Annotated in this window: 12 protein-coding genes and 1 other annotated feature; of the genes, 6 read left to right on the forward strand and 6 right to left on the reverse strand. The window is 52.3% G+C overall.

Annotation, left to right across the window (positions count from 1 at the left end; all coding sequences use genetic code 11):
* Positions 1-369 precede the first annotated feature (369 nt).
* Positions 370-579, reverse strand: coding sequence for a hypothetical protein (locus RC54_RS05815; protein ID WP_082803170.1), 210 nt, complete (start codon positions 577-579; stop codon positions 370-372).
* 110 nt (positions 580-689) lie between these two features.
* On the opposite strand from RC54_RS05815, the gene RC54_RS05820 reads away from it, so the two are divergent.
* Positions 690-986, forward strand: coding sequence for a winged helix-turn-helix transcriptional regulator (locus RC54_RS05820; RefSeq protein ID WP_123020412.1), 297 nt, complete (start codon positions 690-692; stop codon positions 984-986).
* Between the two features lie 86 nt (positions 987-1,072).
* Here RC54_RS05820 and RC54_RS05825 read toward each other — a convergent pair whose 3' ends face one another.
* The 5 genes from RC54_RS05825 to RC54_RS05845 all read right to left on the reverse strand — a co-directional run bounded on the left by RC54_RS05825 (position 1,073) and on the right by RC54_RS05845 (position 7,501).
* The gene (locus tag RC54_RS05825; protein WP_082803169.1) at positions 1,073-2,458 is read right to left on the reverse strand and encodes an MFS transporter; all 1,386 of its coding nucleotides are present in this window, start codon (positions 2,456-2,458) and stop codon (positions 1,073-1,075) included.
* 406 nt (positions 2,459-2,864) lie between these two features.
* Positions 2,865-3,248, reverse strand: a complete 384-nt coding sequence (locus tag RC54_RS05830) for a VOC family protein (protein ID WP_082803168.1) — start codon at positions 3,246-3,248, stop codon at positions 2,865-2,867.
* A gap of 158 nt (positions 3,249-3,406) precedes the next feature.
* Positions 3,407-5,311: a putative bifunctional diguanylate cyclase/phosphodiesterase gene (locus RC54_RS05835; RefSeq protein ID WP_082803167.1), complete on the reverse strand. Its 1,905-nt coding sequence runs from the start codon at positions 5,309-5,311 to the stop codon at positions 3,407-3,409.
* A 65-nt stretch (positions 5,312-5,376) separates the two neighbouring features.
* Positions 5,377-6,608, reverse strand: a protein-coding gene (locus tag RC54_RS05840) for an IS3 family transposase (protein WP_373281464.1) whose coding sequence is annotated in 2 segments (ribosomal slippage) — positions 5,377-6,326 and positions 6,326-6,608 — 1,233 coding nt in all. Because the reading frame shifts where the segments join, the coding sequence is not laid out codon by codon here.
* Positions 6,211-6,327 (reverse strand) — a sequence feature (AL1L pseudoknot). Its footprint overlaps the gene before it by 117 nt.
* A gap of 245 nt (positions 6,609-6,853) precedes the next feature.
* Positions 6,854-7,501, reverse strand: coding sequence for a recombinase family protein (locus tag RC54_RS05845; RefSeq protein ID WP_082803235.1), 648 nt, complete (start codon positions 7,499-7,501; stop codon positions 6,854-6,856).
* Positions 7,502-7,701: 200 nt separating this feature from the next.
* On the opposite strand from RC54_RS05845, the gene RC54_RS05850 reads away from it, so the two are divergent.
* The 5 genes from RC54_RS05850 to RC54_RS05870 are packed head-to-tail and all read left to right on the forward strand — an operon-like array spanning position 7,702 to position 13,312.
* Positions 7,702-8,859: an EAL domain-containing protein gene (locus RC54_RS05850; protein WP_061790705.1), complete on the forward strand. Its 1,158-nt coding sequence runs from the start codon at positions 7,702-7,704 to the stop codon at positions 8,857-8,859.
* Positions 8,860-8,888: 29 nt separating this feature from the next.
* A complete protein-coding gene (locus tag RC54_RS05855) occupies positions 8,889-9,296 on the forward strand; it encodes a hypothetical protein (RefSeq protein WP_061790704.1) in 408 nt (135 codons plus the stop codon).
* A 17-nt stretch (positions 9,297-9,313) separates the two neighbouring features.
* Positions 9,314-9,601: a hypothetical protein gene (locus tag RC54_RS05860; protein WP_164471191.1), complete on the forward strand. Its 288-nt coding sequence runs from the start codon at positions 9,314-9,316 to the stop codon at positions 9,599-9,601.
* Between the two features lie 26 nt (positions 9,602-9,627).
* On the forward strand, positions 9,628-11,400 hold the full coding sequence (locus tag RC54_RS05865; protein ID WP_061790702.1) for a ShlB/FhaC/HecB family hemolysin secretion/activation protein: 1,773 nt from the start codon (positions 9,628-9,630) through the stop codon (positions 11,398-11,400).
* A 25-nt stretch (positions 11,401-11,425) separates the two neighbouring features.
* On the forward strand, positions 11,426-13,312 hold the full coding sequence (locus RC54_RS05870; RefSeq protein ID WP_061790701.1) for a hypothetical protein: 1,887 nt from the start codon (positions 11,426-11,428) through the stop codon (positions 13,310-13,312).
* Positions 13,313-13,341 lie beyond the last annotated feature (29 nt).

The raw sequence follows: 13,341 nt of genomic DNA on the forward strand, positions 1-13,341 counted from the left end.
ATCCTCGGGTACATCCGATAGTGTGAGAGAGCCCATTGTGTAACGCCCCACGATTTTGCCAACGACTGGACGGACAACGCCGCCGAACGCTCTGAAGGCGGCTCTCTTTGAGCGGTTTGAAGAAATGTAACAGAGGATATTTTAGATTTTCTTCGCTGGAAACCAACACGAACGTTGCCATCGCCCGCTAAAGCTGAACCATCATCCATCTCCCTGAAATAGAAGCTATCAATTTAGCCCTAATTAGCACTTTGACGTGGCGAAAAATGTTTCGGAAAATGAAAACATCCGCGCACTGCCGCCCCTCCAGCTCAAATTCAAATTGAGTTTGCGAGCAGTGGATGAGTTGCGCCCGAGTAAATCATTGGGTCATCGATAACTCGCCAGCGCTCGAATCCTTTCCAGCTTCATCTCCGCCGAGAGAGATCGAACTCGATAATAATCAGCTTCTTTCACTAATTCCGCGATTTTTTCCCAATAGCGCGCGCCAAGATCGCCGCCTTCTAGTTGAAGTCGGTCGAAGGTCTTCAATGCTTCGTCCAAGTCTGGCGGGGGATACGACGATTCCGGTGTCTTCATTACTCTCCCCTCTGGCCGCCCATGACATAAATTCAGTATAGCCATGGGAAAGCGCTCATCAAGTTGACCTGACCTGGAAAAACTGATCTGACTCTCCTTTTCAATAGCATATGAAATTTCAAGTCGGACCAGTTTTTCAGGTCAATATCTCAATCCGGGAAATCGCCCGCCGCCTGGACATCTCCCGCAATACGATTCGCCGTTATATTCGGTCAGACGCGATCGAACCAGCATACCCAGCAAGGCATTCGCCTAGTTCTCTTGATGAGTTTTCTCCCAGGCTCTCCGCTTGGATGAGCGCTGAATCCGTTAAGTTTCGCAAGCAACGAAGAACCCTGAAACAGATGTTCCTGGATCTGAGAGAACTGGGATATGAGGGGTCGTACGACCATGGCCGCCTTTGGTAGACGGTGGGAGGTGGGGCAAATGGAGATGGTCAAATCCGCGAGCAAATCAACACGTTAAGTTTTGTCTCACAAAATAGGCAGAGTATTCACTTATTGCCGCAATCTCCTTGGAGCTTGGCATTCCAATAGGTCGCTGACAGCGAAATTCCTGTTACCACCAAAATGGCAAAAGAAAACCCAGTCGGCGACAGAAGGGAATTTCCGGAGAACATGCGTGAAACATTTAATGAAATGCTTGCTACGCATATCCCAATAGACAACATTACCTGCTGAAATGTCCCAAAGAAGCTGTTCGCAGCGGCTGTACGCGATGATGGGATATCCTCGAAGCAAATGATGTTGTACCCGGTAATTTGCAAGGAAAGTGATAACCCCGCCAGAAAAAGTATCAAAAGAATAAGCCAATGTGGCCATCCTATGCGGAATCCCGAACATATCGCGCAAAGCACACTGGAGAGTACGCTGTTATAAATTAAAGTCGACCTTATTGAAAATTTTCCTAGAATGAGCGAGGCTAAAGGTTTCATGGCCACGAAGCCGCAAGCCATCGAAAAGGTCAGGAATCCGCTCTCGGCAGGAGCGAGACCCAATCCACTTTGCATCATCAAGGGTAGAAGAAAGGGAAGGGCACCTTGGGTAATTCTCGTCAGCGAACCAGCGACGATAGCTAGTCGAAAAGTTGAAATACGCATGAGCGTAAGATCCAGTAGCGGCGGCCGATCAGTGAGCCGGCCACTATGACATACGTAACCTAAGCCACAGGTTGCTCCGATCAGCAAGAGTAGAAGTGGTAACAAGCGTGTCTCATGGCCTCGTCCAATGGTCTCAAAGCCGAATAAAAGACAGCTGAGTGCTGTGCCACACAGAGCAAAGCCCTTCAGGTCGAATGGCCCGACTAATTGCCTCGGCCTGTCCACGATGAAACGGTAGGTCAGGATCAGCGCGGCTGCACCGATAGGAAAATTGAGATAGAAGATCCACCGCCAGTTCAAATAGGTGACGATCAAACCTCCCACAGTTGGCCCTAGAATTTGCCCGGTAAGCCCTGGAGTCAACAGCCACCCCATTGCTGCAATAATGTCCTTCTTCGAAATGTTATATAAAAGAAGGAGCCGTCCGACAGGAAGCATCGTCGCACCTCCAGCACCCTGAATAAGACGAGCAAAAACCAAAGTTGGGAGCGTTGACGCTTGTGCGCAAAGACCTGATCCACACAAAAAAGTGAACATACCCACCAGGTAAACTCGACGCGGCCCCAATCGATCAGCAATATAGCCGCTGGCAGGAATGAACACCGCTAAACTTAAGAGGTATGCGGTTAAGGCGATACTAAGATCAGCAGGCGACACACCGAACGTAGGTGCCATGCTGGGCAAGGCGGTGCTAAGTACTGTGGCGTCAAGCTGCTCCATGAACATGCCTGCTGCGATGATGCTTGCGGTCAGGCGGAAGTCGCTATTTTCTCTAGACATGGAACACCGTACATTGAATCCAGACTTTCGGGTGAAATTGGATGCTAAAAATGCGGCAATGCTGGAGGGGAAAGTCCGACGAAAAAAGGTTCTCCCCCATAACTACAAAAAAGATACGTTGCAGGGACCTTCGTGCTCAGCGTCGAAAGCTAGTTGACAACCAGATTCGTTTGCGCAGTGCACTCGCTGGTGGCATCTGTCGTGCTCTCAGAGATCGAATGGGGCAAGCGCTCATTGCTCGCAATGGCTGCCTGGTGCCTGTAATGGTGCCATTTCAAGCCGCTACTGCACCCCTATCTATGATCCTGCTCGCTGTCAGATTGTGGTCTAAACATGGAACAACTTAGGATGCAAATTTCCGGGGAAGGGGCAGTTTTTAGTGCAATTCAACAGTGCGGGGGAAACTCTATCTATACAAATAACCTTGACCATTTTTTGATCTACCCCATATTTCGTCATCAGATAATTTGGTTTGTATTAATTCTATGGGGACGCCGCGATCATTAATTACTGCCACATAATAATCATCAATTGGCTCATAAGGGCCGAGAATAACTTCTTCACCTTCAATGGCTGCATTTAAATCGTCAACCTTAAATGCTACATGAGGAAGAGTTTTAATGAGAGGGTGTAGCGGTGAGTCATCCGTGAAGCGGTGCCATTGAATTCGAAAACTTCCGGGATTGTCGCTAGTGTACATCCCTGCTTTAGCAGAAAACTTTTCTTCTTTCTTGATTTCAGTTGTTGGAATTCCGGCGTGATGGAATTCGTATTTAATATTGGATTTCATATTCAAAAATTATGTCAATTAAGAGTTGAGAATTTTTTCTTTTTCGTCTCTGTTGACGGTTTTGGGAGTTAAATTATCGTTGTTTTACGGTGACAATGTGTATCTAAGTTGCCGATCTTGACCTGCGTCGGTAATTTGTAGCCAGATGCAAGAAGAAATCATAGAAGATGAATGAGGCTATCTTTCCCGAACTCACCAACTTGTGGCTGGAAGCAAAGTGCTGCTTGGGCCGTCATTGGTCGCCCAAAGTAATATCCTTGGGCAATTTTGCAATTGAGCTTCCTCAGCATATTCAAGTCATCCTGATTTTCAACTCCCTCGCCGATCACTTCAAATTTAAAGGCTTCGCTTAGATTGAGAACTGCCTTGACTAAAGCTTGATTCTCCTTGGATGATGCAAGACCGATTATAAAGCTACGATCAATCTTCACTCGAGAAGCATGTAAGAGGCGGAGGGAACCAAGGGAGGAGTAACCGGCACCGAAATCGTCGATAGAAATTCCGATACCTAATTCAGCTAGTTTGGCTAGCTTTTGAGTAACTGCTTGCACGTTCATTGCAGTTTCCTCCGTGATTTCGATTTCCAACATTGATGCGGGGAAATGGAAGCGATCTAATTTTTCTTTGATCAGAGCATCCACTTTAAGACGTTCCATCTCTTTGGGCGAAACGTTCATCGCAATCCGTAGATGCGTCTGACCACTCGCTTGGAATTGGTTGATGAGGCTTGCCACGTTTCGGATAACAAAGCGCAATAAAACCTCCGAAAGACCGGTATTGCCTGCCGCAGAGATAATATCTGGTGGCGCAATCCAGCCATGCTTCGAGTGCTGCCAACGCAAGAGGGCTTCGAAACCTTCGAGTGCGTTGTCGTGGATGTTGATAATCGGCTGAAACCAGACTTCTATCTCCTCTGCCGCTAGCGCATGTACAAGATCTCGTTGAACATGCCTTTGTATTTGTAGTCGCTGACTGAGACTTTCATCAAAGAAGCGGAACTGGTTTCTACCCTGATTCTTCGCATCGTATAAGGCAGTATCGGCGCATGTCAGCATCTCATTGATATCTGACTCGTGAGAAATGTATATGCCTATTGAAACGCCTACATGCACCGAAGCGGGGACAGTGAAAGAGGGCGCAAGGCTGTTGATGATCCGGGAAGACAGTACCTCAGGCAAAATACTTGTTGGGGAGAGTCGATACAAAATAACAAACTCGTCTCCGCCAAGTCTGGCTAGCGCATAGGATGCCGGGACGCTCGTTCGTAGTCGTTTTGCGACTTCTTTGAGAAGCTGGTCACCGGACCTGTGCCCGAAAGTGTCGTTGATGGCCTTGAAGCCGTCCAGGTCCAGAAACATCATGCACAACGGCACTGTTCTCTCAGGTTTTAGGAGTTCTGCTTTTTCGATAAATCCTTTGCGACTAAGTAATCCAGTGAGGCTGTCATACGTCACCTGTTCCTGCATTTCTGCAGCGTATGCAATCACCTGTTCATGAGCGATCTTGAGCGCTTGTTGAGACGTAGTCGCTTTATATTTCAGGATGATGCTTTCTCTTACCAATAATTCGCTGACGTGTGCGCCACGAATAAGTGCAACCCAATAGAGAAGCACAGCGGCGGCAAGCGCCTCAGATTCGAACTGTCCAGAAAATATCAGGCAGATCACGATAGAGCCTAAAGGTGGTGTGATGAAACAGATTGGGATGGCGGCATAGGCGAATCCATAGACAGCCGAGCCGGCCGTGATGCCACATACACAAGTGAGATAAAACAGCGTCTCTGGAGAAGAATAGGCGTCGCAAAGAAAAGCGACACACGCCCAGACCAAGCCAGCGCAGAGAGCCAGAAAAGCATGGAGGCGCAGACTAATTTCTATTCCGGAACGAACGCTACCAAGTAATAAAATAGGGAAATGAGAGAATCGGTCCAATTTCGAGGACGGCGTTCGACACAATATGACGCGCGCGACATTAAGTGCGGCATAAGTGCAGAACCAGACGGCGGCGATGGTGATTTTTCCAGAATAGCTAGCGACCAAAGCACAGATGATCGTTAGAAGCATCGTTACTGGGATCGAATTTAAGGTTGTGAACCGCCCCGACTTTCGCGGAGGCTATTTGGTTTAAGTTATGCCGACACTGCAGTATTGCTGGCGAACCGGCTGTAGTAGTTTGCCTCAGCTTCTGCCGGAGGGATATAGCCGATGGATTCCAGCAGTCGATGATGGTTGAACCAAGCCACCCATTCGAGCGTGGCCAGTTCGACGGATTCCCTGGTTTTCCAAGGGGCACGGCGATGAATTAATTCAGCTTTGTACAGGCCATTGATGGTTTCGGCCAAGGCGTTATCGTAACTGTCGCCACGGCTTCCGACCGATGGCGCAATGCCCGCCTCGGCCAGGCGTTCACTGTAGCGAATCCCGACGTATTGCGATCCCCTGTCGGAATGATGGATCAAGCCGCCGTTGCCTTCGGGCTGGCGAGCATAGAGCGCCTGCTCCAGCGCATCTAGCACGAAGTCCGTCGTCATACTGTTGCTGACACGCCAGCCAACGATGCGACGGGCAAACACGTCGATGACGAAGGCCACATACAGCCAGCCTTGCCAGGTCGATACGTAGGTAAAGTCGGACACCCAAAGCTGGTTGGGACGATCAGCCTTGAACTGACGATTGACCCGGTCCAACGGGCAGGCTGCCTTGGGATCAGAACGCGTGGTGCGAAGTTGCTTACCACGCCGGGCTCCCTGAAGCCCTTGCTTTCGCATCAACCGCTCTACCGTACAACGTGCGATAGATACGCCCTCGCGATTCAGCTGTCGCCACACCTTGTCAGCACCGTACACACGCATGTTGGCGTGCCACACCCGGCTGATTTCAACTCGCAGTACCGCATCACGCTTGCTACGAGCACAGCACAATTGAGGATTGCGCTGCCTCGCTGCATAACGCCGATATGCTGACGGGGCAACCTGCAATACCTTGCAGATCGGCTCGACCCCGTGGATATCCCGATAGCGATCGATATAGGTATTTACGACTTCAGTTTGCGGTCGAGCTCCGCCTGCGCGAAAAAAGCGCTCGCGGTCTTGAGAATCTCGTTAGCACGGCGCAATTCCTTGACCTCGCGCTCCAGTGCCTTGATACGCTCACGCTCGGCCGTGCTGACGCCATCCCGCTCGCCGCTATCGACCTCGGCGCGTTTGACCCAGTCCAGCAGCGTCTGAGGCGTACAGCCGATCATCGGCGCAATCGATTGGACCGCAGACCACGTGGAGGAATGCTCATCCCGCTGCTCACGCACCAAGCGCACCGCACGCTCTCGTACCTCAGGGGAAAACTTGCTTGATTTCTTGTTCATGGCTCTATTCTCTCAAGAGTTAGAGCCTCCTCAAAATCCGGGGCGGTTCAGTTGTTCTGCGCACTACCTGCAACTGATCTGCACGGATCAGACGTAGAAGGGCAGCGTTCTCGGTTGGAGATATATGCTTAGCGGTATTCAAGGTGAATGTTCCGTGTGCCGAAGAAAATATTAAAGTTGAGCCTGAACCAAGCTAGGCTAACTGGCCCACAAGAACGGGGCCGTGGGTAAGTCCGCAAGAGTTACTAAGGCACGGCTGCTTTAGCTTTGCCTAGTGATATTGGTGTCGCATCATCGATGCATGTGGGCGCCGCTTCATTTTGTCTGCAGCCATTCTGCGCAACCGATGCGAGATGTCTTTTCAATGTGATGGGATGAACACCGAGATGGGCCGCCACGTCACAATGACGCCAACTTTCTTCTTCCAATAACTTACGCGCTTGCATAACTTGCGCTCGAGATAGTCTTGGTCGTCTTCCAACCTTCTTTCCTTCGGCTTTGGCTGCTGCCAAGCCAGCACGCGTGCGCTCGCTGATGAGTGCGCGCTCAAATTCGGCCAGTGCGGCCATCATGTGAAAAACCAGGCGTCCTCCTGAAGATCGAGTATCGATATGTTCGCTGATGGAGTGAAAAGAGATACCTCGCCGCTCAAGGTTTTCGAGTATGCGAATGAGATGGGAAAGAGAGCGGCCCAGACGATCAAGTCGCCAGACAGCCAAGGTGTCTCCTGAGCGGAGACGCTTGAGTAATTTGAGTAATCCAGGGCGGTCGGTCGACGCGCCTGACATCCCTCGATCCTCATAAATGAAATCGCACCCAATTTTCCGGAGGGCAAGAATCTGCATATCAAGATTCTGGTCCTCTGTAGAGACGCGTGCGTAGCCAATGATCATGTTTTACCTCGAATTCGAAGCTGCACGCCGATAAAAATTGCCGCATGGAAATGTGACAATTTTGCGAATTCGGTATGCCAGCTTCGTTGACAAAAAGGGTCCTTTTTGTCGGAGAGGAAAATTGATTTTTCATCGGGCTGAAAGCCCCTCTGGATGCGCCCCTTTGACTTGCATGAATAGCATCACACAAAGGACCCCTATTGTACGAGAGTTTTTTGCTCAACGGAAATATCGCTGAAGGGGTAGTTATGGGGATGGGATCGCTATTGCTCGTGTGTATCGAGAACTACGAGCAGTTGTTGGCCAGTAAGGGGGCTGAGGCTATTGACGAAATCCAGGCGCAGGTACTACTGCGGGTGGCCAACATATGTGGCACCAAGGGTGGGCTCGTCGGTGTGCTGAGTCCCGGGCGTCTCGGCGTGTGCTGGGATATGGGGCAGCGGGGTGAATTCATTCAGCAGGACGACATGCATCGCCAGGCACTGGCGAAGGAGATTTCTTGCGATCTGCAGTCGCTTTTTGGTGGTGGCGCAGAGTGGAATATCAGCGTCGCATGGGGCGGTGACGGCGCGCTGAGCTCACAGTTGGAGTCAACTGAGTACTTGTGGCCGCCTAGTCATGATGAGTCCGACGTGCGCATCGCTGAATCGGTATACGCCGCGCTCAAAGAGGATCGGGTGATGCTTGATTTTGAGCCTGTTTGCTGTGTTTTCGAGTCCTCTTCGAGTTTGTACTTTGAATCGCTGGTGCGCTTGCTCAGCGCCACGGGCGAGCGACTTCTTCCTGGTGAATTTATTCCTGCGCTTGAGCGCCTGGGACTGATGCGATGTCTTGATCGATATGTGGTGCGCAGCGTTTTCAAGACGCTGGAGCAGCACCCGGACATTCGACTGGGCGTGAATATCTCTGCGCAGAGTGCCATTAACGACGTTTGGTGGCGTTCGACATTTGCCGATTTGATGTCGCGCCCTGACATTGCGCGTCGCTTGGTCGTGGAAATCACTGAAACGGCAAAGCTGAAAGCCGGTACCGGGCGGCGCTTCAGTCAATACCTCCAACGTTTGGGATGCCAAGTAGCTATTGATGACTTTGGTGCTGGCTTCGCCAAGGAGGCTGCGCGCGAGGTGCAGGTCCCGGATGTCATCAAAATTGATCGAGGCATCTTGCGCAGAACAAGAGAGGCTGGTCAGGAAGGGCTTCTCGAGGAGGTGCTGAGTGCCGCGCATCGGCAATGCTCCTTGGTCATCGTTGAAGGCGTTGAGACTGATCATGATCGACTGACGGTGGCGAGATCGGGTGGAAGGTGGGCTCAAGGGCGATATTTCCATCGAGCTGCAGGGCAGATCGCTTTCGGCTAGCAAAAAAGAAATCCATGAATGGAAGAGGAATGAACATGGCTGGCATTGAATTGTTGAATGTGTGGGGTGCGATGGACAGCGTCATGCAGGGAGTATTAGTGCCCGACAGTGTCATTCACCCGCATGGAAAAAATCGCGCGGAGGTTTTTTCTGAGGAGAGATTGGAGCTCCTGCGTGATGGCGTCCGTTTGATGGTGCAGCAGTTCGCAGATGGTCCGGAGTATGAGGATGTTGTTGAAGCCTATGACGCCGGGCTGAGTACAGGCTTCTATACAAAGCCGTCTGCCATCGCTCAAGGATTCAGAACCGTCACTGCTCGGCGTTTTTTGGATATGCGTCGTGAACATCGACGTGCCTACGCGATATCGCTCCGAAAGATCTATGCGATCGGCTTTCACCAAGGTCGACTTCTCGCCACTGGTCTCTGGAATGAGTGATCTTGGGGCAGGTCGATATGCAAATTACCCAAAAGATGAAAACGTATTTTGAACTATTGGCTGAGCGAGAAAGCTTGGATAAAGAGCTGACACAGGCGCGCGCAAGGGAAGCTGAGTCCGTTCTCAAAGATATTGCCGAAAAGATGTGGCTATTCGAGTTCACTCCAAGGGACGTGGAAAAGGCATATCGGAAGCACGAACTTTTATATGGCAATCCGAGGACTTTACCCGATAGGCGAGCGAGACGTTTCGAAGATGATCGCTCGAAAGAATCAGAAGCAAACAGCTCGACAAGTAATAAGTAAAAAACATGAGATTGAATAGGAATTCCATGCACATCAACTCCAAGAAATTGAGTAAGCCAAACCGTCTGACTCTCGCTCTGATGATGAGCGCCTTGCTCGCTCCCTGCGCGATGGCGCAGACCGTTGCGCCTTCCATGGGAGGCGCATCCGTGGATGAGCTGCAGCGTGGCGTAAACCCTCGCCAAGTCGGTGGAATCTCCAGTGGTCCTGTCGTGACGGTACCGGCGATCTCGGATCAGGAGAATTTCGACAAGGCCGATACAACCATCCTTCCTATCGCGGGATTTCGTGTTGTCGGGCAAACCGTTTTCGGCGAAAAACAGTTACTGGAAGTAGCACAAGCCAAAGCAGGTGAGTATCGGTTTTCACAGTTGCAGGCAATGGCGCTGGCTATTACCGGTCTTTACCGGGACCATGGCTATCTAGTGGCCCAAGCGGTGATTCCTGCTCAAGAGGTGAAGGATGGCATTGTCCAGATCCGCATCATTGAGGGCAAGTTGGAGCCTGCAGTGACAGTGGTGACCGAAAACAAGGACGCTGAAGAGGCGATTCAGAAAATCTACCATGCCGTGGTCTGTCCGAAGTCGGTCACCGCGGCACCAGGTGACCAGTGTCTCGGTAGTATCGCCACCGATACTTTGATCGACCGCATCGTCCTGCTGGCACGTGAAAATACTGCGATGAAGGTCTTCGGGAGCCTATCAGCCGGCAGCGAATCTGGTTACACCCGACTCACGCTCAATGCGCAACCTGAGCGTCGCGTCATGGGTGAGGTGTCGGTGGACAATTCTGGCGGTGCCAGCACCGGTCGTTGGCATGCGCAGGGCCACATCGTTGCCAACTCCTTGCTCAAGCAGGGAGATACTCTCGATCTGCTGGCTGGTTTGTCCAACAAGCCTAGTAGCTTCAAATTCTTCCAGGCGGATTACAGCACCCCAGTCGGTGCTGAGGGTTGGCGGTTGGGAGCTAACGTCGCCCAGACACAATACTCCCTAGGTGACGCCTTCTCCTCATTGCAGCAAAGCGGCGTCTCGCGTTCGCTGGCGTTCTATGCACGCTATCCCTTGCTGCTCAAAGCGAACGCCCGCACTGACCTGACCTTGTCGGTAAAAGGTGGCCAACTTCGAGACGATAACCTGGCCTTCAGTAACCCGCGCACCTATTGGGAAAGTATCGCCGATGTGTCTGGTCGCCTTGAGGACAGTTGGTTGGGTAGGCCCGCCATCAACCTGTGGGGTGCCCGCTGGGAGTATGGCTCTGTTCGCATCAACGATGCGGTGCCACAACTCATCGACTCAAACGGCCTGCATACCGCTGGCGCATTCAATCGCCTGACGTTGCGCGGCTCGCGTGAACAAGGCCTGGGCGGGCAATGGTCGCTCTTTGGTGCATTGAGTGGCATGGCCGGAGACAAGAACCTCGACCCGTATTTCAAATTTAGCCTGGGCGGCCCATACGGCGTACGTGCTTATGCCTCAGGAGAGGCCTCTGGCGACGAGGGAGCGCTGGGTACGGTCGAATTGCGCTACGCGTTCACGCCGCTGAATGTCTTCTCTCGGACCTTGTCCACGCGCGTGGCCGTGTTCTATGACCGTGGCTGGGTTAAGAACAGCCGCTATCCCCTGAATAATCTTGTTTCCAATACCGAGGTGCGCGCTGGTACAGGGGTGCAGCTGGAAATCAGTGACAACAACCAACTCGGTTTGCGCGTGTTCTGGGCTACCCAGGCGGGAACCGGAGCTTCCCGTAGCGACGGCGCCAATTCGCGTGTAGGCATTTTGGCCAACGCGGCTTTCTGACGATAAAGACGGGGTAGGAGGAATCATGGAGTTTTCACTCGAAAAATTTGAGGCGTTTGCTTATGGTCGCGACATCGAAATGGCCACGCGTGAACTGGTGGCACTGCTGTCGCATCTGGATGCACACTATGGTGGCCTGGGGCAGCAGTTCAAGGCACAGCCGCTGGGTAGTGTGACCCAAGAGGACGTGCACACGCACGTCTGGACCCGGGCCGCAGCCGCAGCCTCAAGCCTGTTGGCCGATAAGACGCTGTTTTTCAGTCCCGAGTGGCAGCTCAAAATCTTGACCTTGCACCGCTGGCTGTCCGCACTGTTCGCGGCCACCCCGTTCCACAATACCGATCACATCATGCGTGCGCTCAACCGCAACGATGAAAGTGACAATCTGCAGAACGTCAGCGTGGCTCCAGAAGACATGCTCAAGTTCTGCTTCCTCTATTCGGCGGACTCGGAAGTACCGCTCAATCTGGACGCACTGTGGGAGCACAACCCGGTGTTGGCAGCTTCGCTGGCCATGTTGCTGCTTTCTCCCCGCTTTCTCGGCAGTCCAGCAGCACATGGCAAGCGGGAGGCGATTTTGCCCTGGTTGACCCAGCGCCTGCCCCAGATCGCTGATCTTGAGCTATTGCCAACGGGCGTCATGCACGACGTCTACATGCATTGTAGCTATGCCGATCGTGCTGACAAGCATCAGGTCAAGGCCGCGATCAATACCCTTATCCGTCGCAAGTTGTCGGCTCACGCCTTGCTCGATGGTGACTTCTCCACGGCAGTCTCGCCGCAGACAGACGACGGCAGCAAGCCGGTGTTGCTGGTCGTCCTGGAATGGTTCAGTAAAGCTCACTCGATCTATCGCACCCATTCGCGCACCATCGAAGCGGCAAGGCGACATTTCTATGTCGTCGGCATGGCCTATGAAGGCTGCGTCGATGAGGTGACCAAGCAGGTGTTTGATGAATTTGTGGCACTGCATCAGGATCACTCGATCATCGACCAATTACGCGCCATTCAGCAGCAAGCGCGTAAGAACCAGGCTCAGGTGCTCTACATGCCAAGCGTGGGCATGTTCCCATTGACCATGTGGCTCGCCAATCTGCGAGTAGCGCCCTTGCAGATGATGGCGTTGGGTCATCCCGCCACGACACATGCACACGCCATCGATTATGTGGTGGTCGAGGAAGATTACGTGGGTGACCCAGCGTGCTTCAGCGAAAAATTACTGACCTTGCCCGCAGACGGGATGCCATATCGTGCCTCTGGCGCATTACCAGCTGAATTGCCTGTGCACGTACCGAGGCTGTCCCCTGAAACTGTTCAGATCGTCGTCTGCGCTACCACCATGAAGCTCAACCCTGGGTTCCTTGAGGCATGCGCCCAGATCGTGCGCAAATCGGGAACGCCAGTGCATTTCCGCATGTTGATCGGTCAGGCACAAGGGCTCATCTATCCCGCCGTCAAACGTTTGGTGGCGCGTTACCTGGGCAATGCAGCAACGGTCTACCCCCATCAAAACTACGACGAATACATGCGGATCATCATCGGTTGCGACATGTTCATCAATCCCTTCCCGTTCGGTAATACCAACGGAATCATCGATACCGTGACTGCCGGCTTGGTCGGTGTATGCAAGACCGGCCGCGAGGTGCATGAGCACATCGATGAAGGACTGTTTGGGCGGCTGGGTTTCCCCGACTGGCTGGTCACAGACAGCACCGAGGCCTATGTGCGCGCTGCGGTGCGTCTGGCCAATGAACACGCCCTTCGCGTCGATTTGGCGAACACGCTGACAGGTCCAGGACGGGTCCAAAAGATATTTCAGGGGCATCCCGAGATCATGGGGGGCAAGTTCATCGAATTGGTGAACAAGGTCAACAGCACCAGTTCGGCACAAGCCGAATTGGCACTCCCTTGAGTGTGTAAAGAAAAAAGACCGTATTGAAA

Source organism: Herbaspirillum rubrisubalbicans (genome assembly GCF_003719195.1).
Lineage (GTDB): Bacteria > Pseudomonadota > Gammaproteobacteria > Burkholderiales > Burkholderiaceae_D > Herbaspirillum > Herbaspirillum rubrisubalbicans.

Coding starts and splice junctions, on each gene's coding strand:
- RC54_RS05815 (WP_082803170.1), bottom strand. CDS start 579: ATGAAGACACCGGAATCGTCGTATCCCCCGCCAGACTTGGACGAAGCA.
- RC54_RS05820 (WP_123020412.1), top strand. CDS start 690: ATGAAATTTCAAGTCGGACCAGTTTTTCAGGTCAATATCTCAATCCGG.
- RC54_RS05860 (WP_164471191.1), top strand. CDS start 9,314: ATGCAAATTACCCAAAAGATGAAAACGTATTTTGAACTATTGGCTGAG.
- RC54_RS05855 (WP_061790704.1), top strand. CDS start 8,889: ATGAACATGGCTGGCATTGAATTGTTGAATGTGTGGGGTGCGATGGAC.
- RC54_RS05825 (WP_082803169.1), bottom strand. CDS start 2,458: ATGTCTAGAGAAAATAGCGACTTCCGCCTGACCGCAAGCATCATCGCA.
- RC54_RS05835 (WP_082803167.1), bottom strand. CDS start 5,311: ATGCTTCTAACGATCATCTGTGCTTTGGTCGCTAGCTATTCTGGAAAA.
- RC54_RS05865 (WP_061790702.1), top strand. CDS start 9,628: ATGCACATCAACTCCAAGAAATTGAGTAAGCCAAACCGTCTGACTCTC.
- RC54_RS05845 (WP_082803235.1), bottom strand. CDS start 7,501: ATGATCATTGGCTACGCACGCGTCTCTACAGAGGACCAGAATCTTGAT.
- RC54_RS05830 (WP_082803168.1), bottom strand. CDS start 3,248: ATGAAATCCAATATTAAATACGAATTCCATCACGCCGGAATTCCAACA.
- RC54_RS05870 (WP_061790701.1), top strand. CDS start 11,426: ATGGAGTTTTCACTCGAAAAATTTGAGGCGTTTGCTTATGGTCGCGAC.